This window comes from Pseudomonas sp. (assembly GCF_050739935.1).
Lineage (GTDB): Bacteria > Pseudomonadota > Gammaproteobacteria > Pseudomonadales > Pseudomonadaceae > Aquipseudomonas.
The window spans coordinates 20,691-35,033 of the sequence record NZ_JBOICF010000078.1 but is presented as its reverse complement, the minus strand read 5'-3'; the positions used below and the strand labels follow the sequence as shown (position 1 = coordinate 35,033).

Annotated in this window: 14 protein-coding genes; 10 read left to right on the top strand and 4 right to left on the bottom strand. The window is 60.1% G+C overall.

The annotated features are described in order from the left end of the window. Positions 1–92 precede the first annotated feature (92 nt). Together iolG and ACRER8_RS15695 are read right to left on the bottom strand one after the other, a co-directional pair. Positions 93–1,091, bottom strand: a complete 999-nt coding sequence (gene iolG / locus ACRER8_RS15700; protein ID WP_431747154.1) for an inositol 2-dehydrogenase — start codon at positions 1,089–1,091, stop codon at positions 93–95. A 58-nt stretch (positions 1,092–1,149) separates the two neighbouring features. Continuing rightward, a complete protein-coding gene (locus ACRER8_RS15695; protein ID WP_431747153.1) occupies positions 1,150–2,175 on the bottom strand; it encodes a LacI family DNA-binding transcriptional regulator in 1,026 nt (341 codons plus the stop codon). Positions 2,176–2,339: 164 nt separating this feature from the next. Here ACRER8_RS15695 and ACRER8_RS15690 point away from each other — a divergent pair, with 164 nt between their 5' ends. Together ACRER8_RS15690 and ACRER8_RS15685 are read left to right on the top strand one after the other, a co-directional pair. Beyond that, entirely contained in the window at positions 2,340–3,212 is an 873-nt protein-coding gene (locus ACRER8_RS15690; RefSeq protein WP_431747152.1) for an SDR family oxidoreductase, read from the top strand. Then, entirely contained in the window at positions 3,209–4,360 is a 1,152-nt protein-coding gene (locus tag ACRER8_RS15685; protein WP_431747151.1) for a phytanoyl-CoA dioxygenase family protein, read from the top strand. The genes ACRER8_RS15690 and ACRER8_RS15685 overlap by 4 nt, the downstream gene beginning before the upstream one ends. 126 nt (positions 4,361–4,486) lie before the next feature. On the opposite strand, the gene ACRER8_RS15680 is transcribed toward ACRER8_RS15685, so the two are convergent. After that, the gene (locus ACRER8_RS15680) at positions 4,487–5,530 is read right to left on the bottom strand and encodes a LacI family DNA-binding transcriptional regulator (RefSeq protein WP_431747150.1); all 1,044 of its coding nucleotides are present in this window, start codon (positions 5,528–5,530) and stop codon (positions 4,487–4,489) included. 215 nt (positions 5,531–5,745) lie between these two features. On the opposite strand from ACRER8_RS15680, the gene ACRER8_RS15675 reads away from it, so the two are divergent. From ACRER8_RS15675 to ACRER8_RS15655, 5 genes are all read left to right on the top strand, one after another. Further along, positions 5,746–6,873 carry a fatty acid desaturase family protein gene (locus ACRER8_RS15675; RefSeq protein WP_431747149.1) on the top strand — a complete coding sequence of 376 codons (1,128 nt, stop codon included), beginning with the start codon at positions 5,746–5,748 and terminating at the stop codon, positions 6,871–6,873. Positions 6,874–6,918: 45 nt separating this feature from the next. Then, positions 6,919–7,251 (top strand): MocE family 2Fe-2S type ferredoxin, encoded by a 333-nt coding sequence (locus tag ACRER8_RS15670; protein ID WP_431747148.1) that lies wholly within the window; start codon positions 6,919–6,921, stop codon positions 7,249–7,251. Then, complete coding sequence (locus tag ACRER8_RS15665; RefSeq protein ID WP_431747147.1) at positions 7,248–8,504, top strand: NAD(P)/FAD-dependent oxidoreductase; 1,257 nt, start codon at positions 7,248–7,250, stop codon at positions 8,502–8,504. The genes ACRER8_RS15670 and ACRER8_RS15665 overlap by 4 nt, the downstream gene beginning before the upstream one ends. Beyond that, positions 8,497–9,369, top strand: coding sequence for a sugar phosphate isomerase/epimerase family protein (locus tag ACRER8_RS15660; RefSeq protein WP_431747146.1), 873 nt, complete (start codon positions 8,497–8,499; stop codon positions 9,367–9,369). The genes ACRER8_RS15665 and ACRER8_RS15660 overlap by 8 nt, the downstream gene beginning before the upstream one ends. 128 nt (positions 9,370–9,497) lie before the next feature. Next, positions 9,498–10,346: an urea carboxylase-associated family protein gene (locus ACRER8_RS15655; protein ID WP_431747145.1), complete on the top strand. Its 849-nt coding sequence runs from the start codon at positions 9,498–9,500 to the stop codon at positions 10,344–10,346. Between the two features lie 36 nt (positions 10,347–10,382). Here the strand turns inward: ACRER8_RS15655 and ACRER8_RS15650 are convergent, their stop codons facing one another. Beyond that, a complete protein-coding gene (locus ACRER8_RS15650) occupies positions 10,383–10,784 on the bottom strand; it encodes a hypothetical protein (protein WP_431747144.1) in 402 nt (133 codons plus the stop codon). Between the two features lie 290 nt (positions 10,785–11,074). Between ACRER8_RS15650 and ACRER8_RS15645 the strand changes: the two genes are divergently transcribed. The 3 genes from ACRER8_RS15645 (at position 11,075) to ACRER8_RS15635 (ending at position 14,189) form a co-directional block, all read left to right on the top strand. Beyond that, the gene (locus ACRER8_RS15645) at positions 11,075–12,085 is read left to right on the top strand and encodes a zinc-binding alcohol dehydrogenase family protein (RefSeq protein WP_431747143.1); all 1,011 of its coding nucleotides are present in this window, start codon (positions 11,075–11,077) and stop codon (positions 12,083–12,085) included. 11 nt (positions 12,086–12,096) lie between these two features. Next, positions 12,097–13,227 (top strand): mannitol dehydrogenase family protein, encoded by a 1,131-nt coding sequence (locus ACRER8_RS15640; protein ID WP_431747142.1) that lies wholly within the window; start codon positions 12,097–12,099, stop codon positions 13,225–13,227. A 257-nt stretch (positions 13,228–13,484) separates the two neighbouring features. After that, positions 13,485–14,189, top strand: a complete 705-nt coding sequence (locus tag ACRER8_RS15635; RefSeq protein ID WP_431747141.1) for a FadR/GntR family transcriptional regulator — start codon at positions 13,485–13,487, stop codon at positions 14,187–14,189. The last annotated feature ends 154 nt before the right edge of the window (positions 14,190–14,343 follow it).

Here is a 14,343-nt window from a genome sequence, read left to right as displayed (position 1 = left end):
GGTGTATCAGCTAGGTATATGTTCACTGACATACCGCATTCGCCAGCAAGCCGGTTCTTACAATGTTTGGCGTGGAGCGCCAGGGGTCGGGATTAAACCTCGACCTTCACCGCACGTCCGGTCTTGATCGATTCCAGCGCACAGTTGGCCAGATGCAACGCCTTCAACCCATCGCGCGCGTTGGTCGGCAGTGGCTCCCTGGCGTTTAGGGCCTCGATGAACTGGTTAAGTTCGTTGCGGTATGAATCGGCATAGCGCTCCAGGAAAAAGTTCTCCAGTGGTTCGCGTGCTTCGGTCTGGGTGGCGCTGTAGCTGCGTACAGTGCTAGGACGGTGGTTGTCGTTGAGGATCATGCCTTTGGAGCCGAACACTTCCAGACGCTGGTCATAGCCGTAAACCGCTTCCCGGCAGCAGTTGATGTGGCATTGCTTGCCGGAGGCGGTGCGTAGCAGGACCATCACGCTGTCGTAATCATCGATCTGCGCCAGTGCCGGGTCCACCAGTCGGCTGGCGATGGCCATCACTTCCACAGGCTCTTCACCAAGCAGGGTGCGCGCGGTGTCGAAATCATGGATGGTCATGTCGCGAAAGATGCCACCGGAATGCTTGAGGTATTCCACCGGCGCCAGACCCGGATCGCGGCTGGTGATCACCACCTGACGCACCTCACCGATGCTGCCGCTGGCAATGGCTTTGCGCATCTGCAGGGTGTCCGGGTCGAAACGGCGGTTGAAGCCCAGCATGACGCTGCCGTTCAGACGCTCGATGTCCTCCACCGCCTTGGCGGCTTTGGCGAAGTCCAGGTCGATGGGCTTCTCGCACAGCACCGGCTTGCCCAGTTTCACCGCGCGCAGCATCAGGTCGATGTGAGTGTCGGTGGGCGTGCCGATCACGATCGCATCGACGTCATCCCGGGTGATCGCCTCGGCGCAATCATAGGCCGCCGCGCAGCCCAGTTTTGCCGCGAGTTTGTCGACGCCTTCGCGCCACGGATCGGCGATCACCGACAGGTGCACGTCGGGGTTGGCCGCGACGTTGGCGGCATGAATGTTGGCGATGCGGCCTGCGCCGAGGACTGCGATGCGTAGCATGGGTGGATCTCCTGGGATTGTTGTTGTCGGGTAGATGGGGTGAACAGGAAAAACGCTGTCAGTGCGCCAGATTGAACGGTGTGACGATTTGCACGGGTGAGGATGGGATCGGATCGACCTTCCATAGCCGATGAAATTGCAGGATGTGCAGGAACGCATGACGTGCATCGACCTGCAGGTTGTGGTCGATGACTGCGGCGATCTTTTCTTCGGCCAGCAGTTGGCGGTTTTCCTGATCCAGGTCGTGGCCGATGAACACGGCAAGCGACCGGTCCAGTGCGGCGAACCCATCGACGATGGCGCGATTGCCGCCGCCGACGCTGTAGATCGCCTTGATCGACGGGTGGGCCAGCAATGCCTGGGTCACGCGTTCAAGCGTCGGCTCGTACACCCCGAAGCCGCCGCTGATATCGACCACCCGCAAATGCGGTGCACGGCTGCGCAGCCAAGTGCGAAAGCCCATTTCGCGTTCTTCTTCGCCGCGAAACAATTCGCTGCTGATCACCACCGCGACCTCCTGTGCGGCGTTATCCAGCCAGCGCGACATCAGGTAAGCGGCGGTCTGCCCGGCGGTGCGATTGTCCATGCCGATGTAGCCGATGCGTTCGCTCTGCGGCAGGTCAGACACCAGGGTTACCACCGGTATGCCCGCTGCCGTGACCTGATTCACCGCCTCGTTGATCTGCGGCTCGTCGGCGGCCTTGAGGATCAGCCCCTGACTGCCTTTGCCGACGCAACGCAGGATCAGGTCGCTCATCTGCTGGGTGTCGATCTCTTGATACAAATGAAAGCGCGGGAAGATCCGGAAGGGCGCCAGGCTGCCCAATTGCGCGTGAATGGCTTCCTGCACCGCATCGCTGAAGCGTTTTGGGGTATGCAGGATGATGTCGATGTGAAAGGTGCGACCCATCGCCGGCCCGGATTTCTCCTGAGCTTCGAGTTCTTCCAGGGCTTGCTGGATCCGTCGATTGGTCTGGTAATGCACACTGCCGCGCTCGTGCAGCACACGATCGACCGTAGCTTTGCTGACCCCTGCTTGAGCGGCGATCTGCTTGATGGAAAAACGTCTGGCGCGGTCGAGCATCCAATCCCCTTAGCCTCTGGTTGAGGTCTTGTTGAGGTCGATTCGGGTCTCTGTGAGGTGAACGCAATGCTAGTCTCAGTTCCATTCGTTGTACAGATGGAATTTAAATTCCATTGCGATGACGATTCAGCCGCAGCCAAAAACAACAAAAGCAGGAGAAAGGCATGTCACCACTCGATTTTTACTCGCCGGATCTATCCACCTCATTTACCGGCCAATACTTCGTCGTTACCGGCAGCACTCAGGGGCTGGGGGCCGCCGTGGCGCATACCCTGGCCCGGCGTGGCGCTGCAGGTCTGATCATCTGCGGTCGCAGCCGGGACAAAGGCGAGCAGCAGGTTCGGCAACTGGCCGAACTGGACTGTCAGGCGTTCTTCGTCGAAGCCGACATGGAGAACGTCGACGACTGCCGCCGTGTCGTCGCCGCTGCCAAAGAGCATTTCGGCACGGTGCATGGATTGGTCAACTGCGCGGGGATGTCCGATCGCGGGAGCATCCTCGACACGTCACCAGAGCTGTTCGACCGCATCTTCGCGGTCAACGTCAAAGCGCCGTTTTTCCTCATGCAGGAATGCATCAAGCTGATGATCGCCACTCAGGTCGAAGGCTCGATCGTCAGTATCCTCAGCGTTTCGGGGCATGGCGGCCAGTCGTTCCTGACGGCCTACGCTGCCTCCAAGGGCGCCCTGGCAATCCTGACCAAGAACGTGGCGTTCAGCACCTTGCGCAACCGGATTCGGGTCAACGGCCTGAACATCGGCTGGATGGACACGCCCCATGAAGACCAGATCCAGCGTCAGTACCATGGCGCCGATGACGGCTGGTTGCAGCGCGCCGAGGCGCAAGCGCCGTTCGGGCGTCTGCTCAAACCGCAGGAAGTGGCCAACAGCGTTGCCTATCTGTTGTCCGATCAATCGGGCCTGACCACGGGCGCGGTGATCGATATGGAGCAGGGAATCATGGGCTGTGGCGACGGCTCGACACCGCGCCCTGATGCGCCGCTGACCCTGGATGGGGTGGCCGGAGCAGGCCAGTGAGCCTGTTCGCGAGTGCGGCAGATATTGACGTTTCGGCGTTCGCCGCGCTGTGTGAACAGCAGGTGAATGCCGCTGATTATCCCCATGCGCAGGAAGTGCTCAGCCGAGTGGTGGTCTATCACGCAAACACCCTGCGTAGCGCAAGGCAGCACGACTGCAGGGCACTGATGAGCGAATTGCACCGTCTGTTTCGTGAGGGTCCCGGCGTACTGGTGGTGCGCGATGCTTACCCTGATCTGACAGTGATCGACCGGCACAGTGAAGTGTTCCGCCAGATCATTGCCGAGGAGGCGGCGAGCGTGGTGCGCGCCGATCACTTCGCCAAGGCCGGGGCCAATCAGCGGATCTGGAATTCCTTGCAAAAGACCGCCGAGCGCTCGCCCGACTCATTCATCGAGTATTACGCCAATCCATTGCTCGGGTTGCTCGCCGAAGCCTGGCTGGGGCCGTATTTCCAGGCCACGGCTCAGGTCAATGTGGTGACGCCGGGCGGGCAGGCGCAGCAACCCCATCGCGATTATCACCTGGGTTTCCAGAGCGATGAGGTGGCTGCGCGTTTCCCGTTGCCGCTGCATCGCCTGTCGCAGAACCTGACCCTGCAAGGGGCCGTGGCGCACACCGACATGCCACTGGAAACCGGCCCGACCTTGCTGCTGCCGTTCTCGCAACTGTACGAGGCGGGTTACCTGGCCTGGCGTGATCAGCGCTTCATCGATTACTTCACCCGTCATGCGATTCAGCTGCCGTTGAACAAGGGCGACCTGCTGTTCTTCAACCCGGCGCTGTTTCATGCGGCGGGGACCAATCGCACGGCAGATCAATACCGGATGGCCAACCTGTTGCAGATATCCTCGGCATTCGGCAAGCCCATGGAAACCGTTAACCGCGAGCGGATGATGTTGGCGTTGTATCCGCTGTTGTTGAAACGGGTCGAGCAGGGCGAGCTGGATGAGCAGGGGCTGGAGGCGGTGATTGCGATGAGTGCGGACGGGTATTCTTTTCCGACCAATCTGGACACCGACCCGCCACTACACGGCATGGCGCCGCAGACCGGGCAACAGTTGCTGGAGCAAGCGGTGTGGGAGCGCTGGGCGGTGGATAGGTTTTCGCAGGCGGTTGAGGCAATGCGGGTCAAGCGCCTGGCCTGACAGCGTGCACACCCCCCTGTGGGAGCGAATTCATTCGCGAAAGTAGATCAGGCGAAGGGGATGTATCGCCTGGACCCTCGATTTGCGAATGAATTCGCTCCCACGGTTTTGAACCAAAGCGCAGTTTTAAATATTCTCCGGCGTCACAATTTGCAACGGCACGCACACGCGATGCCGTTGCGGATCGATCTCCTGGGTTCTGGGCAGTTCCACCATCAGCCGGATCAGCTCCTTGGCGATCAGCTGCGGTTGCGAGTCGATCACCAGTGTCACCAACCCCTTGCGCATGGCCTGACGTGACTCCACGGTCGGCTCGTGCAGGATCACGCTCAGCTGCGACCGTTGCGGCGTCGCGGCCAGTGCGCTGATCACTCCTTCGACCCCACCACCGGCGACATAGATACCGCGCAAGTCCGGATAACGGGCCAGCAGATCAAGGGTCGCTTCCTCGGTGATCGCGCCATTGTCCAGGGTCACGATCGCAGGCAGCACGCGAAACTGCGGGGCTTTTTCTTCAATAAAACTGCGCAAGCCCGTTTCTCGCTGTTCATGCCCGAGAAACCGATACCCGCCGAGCATCACTGCCACCGTGCCGCCTTGAGCAGGGGACCCGTGAGCGATCAACCAGCCGGCGGTGCGACCCACTTCATGGTTATCCGTGCCGACATAAGCGCCCGGCGCCAGCGTGCGCAACTCGGTCAGCAGCGACACTACATGGACGCCGTTCCGGCGCACCTGCTCGATCGCCTCGATGATCAGCGGATGCTCGAAACTCACCAGTGCCAGGCAATCGCACTGCTGCGCCAGTTGATGAATCTGGCCCACGATCGACTGCGGCGAGCGATCGTGAATCAGTTCCACATGACAGACGATATTCGCTGCCCGCGAGTCCCTGGCCTGCTCGACGATGGCGTCGCTCAGGGTCTTGTAGAAGGTTTGTGAGGTGCCCAGCAACAGGATGCCGAAGTGGTAGGCGGGCTTCTTTTCATTGATACGTTGCGAGATCAGCCGTGCGGCGAAATAGCCCACGGCTTCAGCGGCCGCGTGAACCTTCTCCGCCGTTAGCGGATTGACCGGTGCGCGGGCGTTGAGCACCCGGTCGACGGTGGCGACACTCAAGTTGGCGTAGTGCGCGACTGTGGCGATAGTAGGACGTTTCTTGTTATTCATGAGGCCTCTTGGTCACGGCGCCCTGGCCAATTTGAAGGGCCGATTCTTATGGCCTTGATAGAAAACTATCAAGCGCAATCAGGGCTGGATGATAGCTTGAGAGAGAATACTTTCAAGCGCTTGTTGCAGGCATCGCGATCTCTATAGTTGGAAGCAGAGTTTGAATCAGCGCGATCTTTATCGACGCAACTTTCAACATCCGGAGAACAATAACAATGTCCCAGATACCCTTTGATCCTGAACGTGGAAAAGACTACAGCCTTACCGGCGATCAGGCGCGGCGTGCCGAAGAGGCAGGTCTGGTCTCGGCGGTCTGGTATCAGTGCCCGGTGCCGCGCAAACGCATGAAAGAGCTGATGCGGCGCAGCGATGGCCGGGCGATTCGCGACACGGCCATTTGGCTTGGCGCGATGATCCTCAGCGGTTGGGGCGGCTACGTGTTCTGGGGCAGCGCGGCCTGCGTGCCGTTCTTTTTGGTCTACGGGCTGCTGTACGGTACGGCTGCCAACTCGCGCTGGCACGAGACCGGGCACGGCACGGCGTTCAAGACCCGCTGGATGAACGACGTGGTCTATCAACTTGCCTGCTTCATGGTCATGTACGAACCGCAGATCTGGCGCTGGAGCCATGCCCGGCACCACACCGACACCATCATCGTTGGCCGCGACCCGGAAATCGTCGAGCCCCGTCCGCCACGCCTGAACATGATCGTGCTCAAGTTACTGTCGCTGCCCCATGTCTACAACATCTTTAAGTCGCTGTTCCTGCACGCAACCGGGCAGATGACGGAAGAAGAGAAAGTCTTCGTTCCCGAAGCCGAATTTCCCAAGGTCTATCGCACGGCGCGGATCTGGCTGGCCCTGCACGCAGCGGTCATCGCCCTGACGCTGTACCTTCATTCCTGGCTGCCGATGATGTATGTGCTGTTGCCAACTATGTACGGCGGCTGGCTGAGTTATGTGTTCGGGCTCACCCAACATGTGGGTCTGGCCGAAGATGAACTCGATCATCGCAAGAACTGCCGCACTATCTATATGAATCCGGTCTTGCGTTTCCTTTATTCGGACATGAACTATCACCTGGAACATCACATGTTTCCGATGGTGCCGTATCACGCGCTCGCCAGACTTCATGAAGAAATAAAAGACGATTGCCCGCCGCCTTATAAAAGCATCGCCGAAGCCTATCGGGAGATCATTCCGACCCTGCTCAAACAGCGCAAGGATCCCACGTACTACGTCAAACGCCCGATTCGCGAACCCGTCTCGCAGGCGGTTGCTGCGGCAGAATCCGGACCCGTTGAGCGCGAGACATCCGAACCTCGGCAATCGGCCTTCAGCTGAAGATCCCACGAAACATCCATTCGCCAAGAACAAGAGAGCACTGCCATGAGCAATCAATGGGTAGAGGTTTGCCACGTCGACGATATCGATGAAGAAGGTGTCATCCGCTTCGATCACCAGCAGAAAACCTATGCGGTCTACCGTTCGCACAACAGCGAATACTTCGCCACCGACGGCCTGTGCACTCACGAAAAGATCCATCTGGCCGACGGTCTGGTGATGGACTTCGTGATCGAATGCCCCAAGCACAACGGCCGCTTCGACTATCGCAACGGCAAAGCGCTGAACGCACCGGCGTGCATCAATCTGAAGACCTATCCGGTCAAAGTCGAAGCGGGCATGGTGTTGCTCGATACGCAAGGGCAGGGCGCGGCATGAACCCCTCGGACACTCTGGTGATCGTCGGTGCCGGGCACGCCGGGGGCCGGGCGGCGCTGACCTTGCGCGAGGCCGGGTTTGCCGGGCGCATCGTGCTGATTGGCGACGAGGCGCACCTGCCGTACGAGCGCCCACCTTTGTCCAAGGCGCTGCTTAAGGGCGGTTTCAAGGGAGAGTGTTCGTTGGCGTCGTGCAGCCTGTTCAGTGAGGCGAGTTTCATCGCGTCCGGCATCGAGCACTTGAGCGGCGTTCGGGTGACCGGCATCGATACCGCTCAGCATTCTGTGGTGCTGGATACGGGTGTGTCGCTGGTCTACAGCAAGCTGCTGCTGGCCCTCGGCGGGACGTCGCGGCGCCTTGAGCTGGCCGAGCATCAGCTCAATAACGTGCATTACCTGCGCACCTTCGATGAGGCGGTCGAGCTGGAAAAACGCCTGTCACCCGGCACGCGGCTGGTGGTGGTCGGTGGTGGCTTCATCGGGCTGGAAGTGGCCTCCAGCGCACGGGACCGTGGGTGCGAAGTGACGGTGCTGGAAGCCGGGGCGCGACTGGCCGCGCGGGCTTTGCCGGCACGCGTATCCGAGGCATTGCTGACCCTGCACCGCTGCAAGGGCGTGGTGGTGCGGCTGGCCGCGCAGATCGAAGCATTCCACGGCGAAAACCGGATTGACTCGGTGCAACTGGCCAGTGGCGAGCGAATACCGTGCGATGTGTTACTGGTGGGGATCGGCATGCAGCCGAACCTGGAGTTGGCGCATCAGGCGGGGCTGGAAACTGGCAGCGGGATCAAGGTCGACGCTTTTCTGCAGACCAGTGCAGAGGACGTCTACGCAGCAGGTGATGTGTGTGAATTTGCCCGGAACGATGGCGTGTTTCATCGCCAGGAGACCTGGTGCAACGCCGAGGCTCAGGGGCGAGTGGCGGCATTGAACATGCTCGGTCAACAACAGCCGTTCACTGGTGTGCCGGGCTTCTGGTCCGATCACTTCGAGTTCGGGTTGCAGACTGTCGGCGTGCTGGCAGCCGACGCGCAGATCATCGAGCGCGAGGGGGTGGAGGACGGTTTTCTTCTTCTGTACCTGGACCGGCAATCAAGGTTGGTGGGCGCCAGTGGCTGGGGCGCCGGAAACAACATCGCCAAGGACATCAAGCTGTGCGAGCGATTGATCGAGAGCCAGACCCTGCTGCCAGCGCAGCAACTGGCCGATGCCAGCGTTTCGCTCAAGGGATTGTTGCGAGGTGCTCATGCCTGATAGATCTCGGAACCGAGAGTTTGTGGTGTTCCAGTCGATGTGGGCGATGCACAACGATCAGGGTGTGTTGCCGTCGTCCCTTGAATCGCAACTGGCGAAAATCGCCGAAGCAGGATTCGACGGTATTACCGACCACTTCTATGAGCCTGTGGCGGTACGGGAATTGTCGCGCCTGGCGAACAGCTTCGGGTTGCAGATCGAGGGCCAGCTGTTTCCTCAAACCGTCGATGATCTGCAGCCCGCCCTGGAAGTCGCCAGCCAGTATGGCTGTCATCACCTCACCATTCAGGCCGACAGTCGACCTCGCAGTTTGAAGCAAGCGGTGCGTCTGGTTGAAGGGTGGCAGCGTCTGGCTGAGCAAGTGGATTTTCCGGTGCTGGTGGAAACCCATCGATATCGGCTCACCAACGACTTGCATTTCACCCTCGATCTGCTCAAGGAACTGCCCGATCTCAAGTTGTTGGCGGACCTGTCGCATTACGTGGTCGGTCGCGAAATTCCTCTGTCGCCGGGCGATGACGATCAGCAGCAGATCCAGAGCATCCTGCGCAACAGCTGGGGGTTTCATGGGCGTGTTGCCAGTTGCGAGCAGGTGCAGCTGCCGATCAGCTTCCCACAGCACAGGCCCTGGGTTGAGCTATTCAGCGAATGGTGGAAGTTCGGGATTGAGGATTGGCTTGGGCGCGGGGAGGTTTTTGGCAGCCTCTCGTTCACCTGTGAATTGGGGCCGCCGCCGTATGCCATTACTGACAGGTTTGGCCACGACATTACGGATCGGTGGGAAGAATCGTTGCTGATGAAGGATATGGCGCGGCAGCTCTGGTGCGACTGCCCGCGCTCCTGCAGCGACGCAGAGATATCGTAAGATCTGGCACGTCCTATGCTCTTCTGATTGAAGCGGGTTATTACACCCTCCAGCCATCTCGAAGATTCCAGACACCAGGCACTGGATTTACTTTCCAGCGTCGCCAGCCATTGAGCGAGGAGTTGCGCATGTACAAAGACTACCCAGCGGCCTATCAAGTCAGCAAAGGCGCGGCGTTGCAGGTCGACACAGCATTTTATGAACGTATTCGCCAGAGCCCGGACAGCCGCACCCTTGCCGAGCAGTTCGAAGTGCCGATCCGCACCGGCAGGGCGTGGAAGGTCAAGGCAGGCCAGGTGTTTCGGGTGACGACCCCGGTCGGTCCGCAAGTGGGCGACTTCAACGTCTGGAATGCCAACGATCCGCGGGAACGCATGTGGGCCGCGCGCACCCGGCAATTGCAAGGCGCACACGTCACGACCCACGACCGATTATGGTCCAACCTGCCGTTCCTGCGGCCGCTGGTTACCATCACCGACGACAGTCTGGCCAGTTACGGCATCGACGAGCATGGCGGCCGCCTGCACGACCTGCTCGGCACTCGCTGCGATCCTTACGTGAACAAAATGCTGACCGGCGAAGATTTTCACCATCACTGCCACTCCAATCTGACCCGCGCCGTACTGCCTTACGGCCTGACCGAGTTCGACGTGCATGATGTGCTCAACATCTTCCAATGCACCGGGCTGAACCACGACGACATGTACTTCATGAAAGCCTGCCCGGCACAGAAGGGCGATTATCTGGAGTTCTTCGCGGAAATCGATCTGCTGTGTGCCTTGTCAACCTGTCCGGGCGGCGATCTGTCGCTGCCGATGTGGGGACCCGATGCGCAGGATCCACTGAGCGTATGCCGGCCGTTGGGGGTAGAGATCTATGACCTCGACCCGGCGTTATTGCAGGGATGGGAACAGCCGAAACGCGCGGAGTACAACGGCTTGCACGGGTTGAAAATCGCCAGGGCGGACTGGGAGTAGTCAGGGCACGTGCGCACAGCCCTGAATAGCCTGAGATCAAGCATCGCGCAACAAGTCATGGGCGTTGAGCAGGCCCCAGGCGATTTCCGGACGTTTCTCAAGGCCCCGGCGGATCGCTGCGGGGATGGCGGCGCGGGTCTTGCGGCACATGCCGGGCAGTTCGGCGATGTCGATGGCGATGCCGCGCATGCTGCGTACTTCGTTGAACCCCGGGGCGATATGCAGACGGATGCCAAGTTGTTCGTACATGCGCCGTTGCATGTGCTCAAGGTCCGTTAGGCTGGCGATGTTTTCCAGACGTTCGAGCAGGCGTTTTTCCTCCTGCCGGGTCAGGCAGAGAATGCGCTGATCGGTGTCGGCGCTTTCCAGCAGACGCTCGCGGTCGCAGACGCAGGCGCCGGGCGGACAGGGTGAGCGGATTGGCAGAGTAGGGGTCATGGGCTCCGATCATAGCGATGCCCGCTGGGGATTTACAGCCGTCCGTCGCGAGGCGACAGGTTGTTGTCGGTCCCTTATTTGGTAAGGCCAATATCTAATAAAATTAATTGGCCTTGCCAATTTAAAAATCGCTGTGTAGCTTTTTCCCCAGTGTCGCCCCCGCTTCATGGAGCAGTTTTCGTGGAGCAGCCTTCATAAGCCACGCGGCGCTTCCAGGGTCACAACAACAATCGATCAACCCCGGCCATCGGCCTCTCGCTGTCTGGCACACCTGGTCTGGAGAACAACACATGCTCACCGTCGTCTGCGAAACACCCGGTTCCCTGTCTGCACAGGATCGCCAACAGCCCGAGCGCGGGCCGGGCGAAACCCTGGTCAGAATCAAACGTGTCGGCGTGTGTGGCACCGATCTGCATATCTTCAATGGCAACCAGCCGTTTCTGGAATACCCTCGGGTGATGGGCCACGAGTTCTCCGGGATCGTCGAGCACAGCGAGGCAGGCAGCGGATTGGAGCCGGGCGATGTGGTGTATGTCATGCCGTATCTGTCCTGTGGCGATTGCATTGCCTGTCGCCAGGGTAAGACCAATTGCTGCGTGCGCATTCAAGTGCTCGGGGTACATCGCGATGGCGCGTTCACTGAGTTTCTGAGCCTGCCTCACGCGTTCGTGCTCAAGGCCAACGGCGTGACCCTGGATCAGGCGGCCATGATCGAGTTCCTGTCGATTGGTGCCCATGCGGTGCGTCGTTCGGACATTCAGAAAGGCCAGCGCGCGCTGGTGGTCGGCACCGGGCCGATTGGCATGGCGGTAGCGATCTTTTCCCGCCTGCGCGGCGCCAATGTCACAGTGCTGGACACCCGCGAAGATCGCCTGCGTTTCTGCAAGCAGCATCTGCAGGTGGATTCAGCCGTACTGATTGGCGAGAACGACAAACAACAACTGGAGCAGCTTACCGACGGAGAGTTCTTCGACGTGGTATTCGACGCCACCGGCAATGCCAAGGCCATGGAGCGCGGTTTCGAGTTCATTGCCCACGGCGGCAAATACGTGTTGGTGTCCATCGTGCGCGACACCATCAGCTTTTCCGACCCCGAATTTCACAAGCGCGAAGCGACGCTGATGGGCAGCCGCAACGCCACGGTCGAGGACTTCCGCTACGTCGAACAGTGCCTGCGCGACGGCCTGATTCCCGACGCCGCGCTCAACACTCACCGCATGAAGCTCAGCGAGGTGCCCGAACGTTTCCAGACTTTGCTCGATCCCGCCCAGGGCGTGGTGAAAGCCATCGTCGAATGCTAGGAGGGCGCTCGATGACTGATTTCACGCTCACACCGATTCTGCAATTTGGCACCAGTCGATTTCTCCAGGCCCACGTCGATCTGTTCATCTCTCAGGCGCTGGGCAACGGCCAGGCGTTGGGCAAGGTCACCGTAGTGCAGACCACTGGCAGTGCCGACAGCGCCGAGCGGGTGCAGGCGCTGGCCAGCGGAGCAGGGTATCCGGTGCGGATTCAGGGTTTGGACAACGGGCAGGTGATCGATGAGCAGTACTGGTCTTGTTCGATCAAAACCGCGTTACAGGCGGGTTTGGATTGGCGTGTGATTCGTCGAGGTTTCATTGGCGACGTGCAGGTGGTGATCTCCAATACGGGTGACAAGGGCTATGTGTTGGATGCGGCGGACGTTCCGGCCCTGTTGGCCGAGGACGCTTCGGCGCCGATCAGCTTCCCGGCCAAGTTGCTGGTGCTGTTGCATGATCGTTGGCAGCGAAACCCGCATGCGCCGCTGTCGTTGTTTCCCTGTGAGCTGGTGTCGCGCAACGGCGATGTGTTGCGTGATCTGCTGATCGGCCTGGCCAGGGGCTGGGGCCTGGATTCAGCGTTCGCCGGCTATCTGCGAGAAACCTGTCGCTGGGCCAACTCGCTGGTCGACCGCATCGTCTCGCAACCGATCAAACCGGTGGGTGCGGTGGCCGAGCCTTACGCGATCTGGGCCATCGAACGGCAGGAAGGTCTGCTGTTGCCCTGCGTTCATCCCTGTGTAGTGCTGACCGATGAGCTTGAGCAGTACGAGCATTTCAAGCTGTTCATGCTCAATCTGGGTCACAGCTGGCTTGCCGAACGCTGGCAGATCGAGCAACGGTCTGCCGATGAAACGGTGTACGAGGCGATGAACGATCCATTACTGCGGCAGAGCCTGGAAGATCTGTGGGCGCAGGAAGTGTTACCCGTGTTCGCCGCACGGGGCCAGCTGTCGCAGGCGCGCGATTATCTGGCGAGTGTGCGCGAGCGTTTTCTCAATCCATTTCTGAAGCACCGGATCGCCGACATCGCGCAAAACCATGAAGAGAAAAAGCGTCGCAGGTTTTTGCCGTTGCTGGAAATGGGTGAGGGGGTAGCCGGGTTGCAGCAGACGCGGTTGAGGTCGGCTTTACAGCGCTGATCTGTCGATGTCTTCTGCCAGCGGTATTGAGTTCGCGCGAGAATCCTGTGGACGCGAATTCATTCACGAAGCAAAGGGGCAGACGATAAATAGACATCGGTTGTACCTTTGCTTTGTGAATGAATTCGCTCCCACAGTGGATTGCGTGTGCGCTGCGAATCCCGGCAAGCCAATTGGCAGGCGTTGCTCGCCAACGGTGGGGGGAGCGCTTGCGAACGGCTGTGATATGCTCCGGCGCAACTGACGGAACGTGATTCATGACCGCGCCAAGCCTTCCTACCGAACGCCGCCTCTACCAAATTACCGCCGACCGCCTGCGTGAGCACATTCGCAAGAATGGCATCAAGCCGGGGTCGCGCCTGCCCCCCGAGCGTGATCTGGCACAACTGCTTGGCGTCTCGCGGCCTTCGTTGCGTGAAGCCCTGATTGCGCTGGAAATCGAAGGCAGCGTCGAGATACGCATGGGTTCGGGCATTTACGTCTGCGAGCATTTGCTGGGGGTGAAAGGCAAGACCCGCACCCTGGGCGAAAGCCCCTCCGAACTGATGCAGGCCCGCGCGCTGATCGAAGGGGAGAGCGTCATGCTGGCTTGTATTCACGGTACCAAGGCCGATTACCGCTACCTGCAGGCGTGCATCGAGAAAATGCGCGAAGGGGCATTCAAAGGCGTCCCGGCGCTGGACGATGACCGCAAGTTTCATCAACGCCTTGCGAAGATGAGCGGCAACTCGACGCTGGTGCGCATCATCACTTCGCTGTTCGAGGAACGTTACAGCCCGCTGACCGCGCACGTCAGCGAACACTCCGAAACCCGCGAAACATGGGCCATGGCCGTGGCTGAGCACGAGGCCATTCTCAAGGCCGTGCAAGCTCGCGACCTGATCGGCGCCCAGACCGCCATGCGCGAACACCTGCGCCGATCCGAAGCGCGCTGGCTGGACGGCATGGATGCGGAGCAGTAGTGGGTCCGGGCCAGGTTGTGGCCAAACCCTTAACCCTGTGGGTGGGCTTGCTCACGTAAGCTGATGTCTGGAGTCCATATCAGCGCTGAATGTATTGGCCCCTCCCTGAGCATGCTCACTCCCATAGGTTGCATTCCAGGGTCTGCGCGAGGTT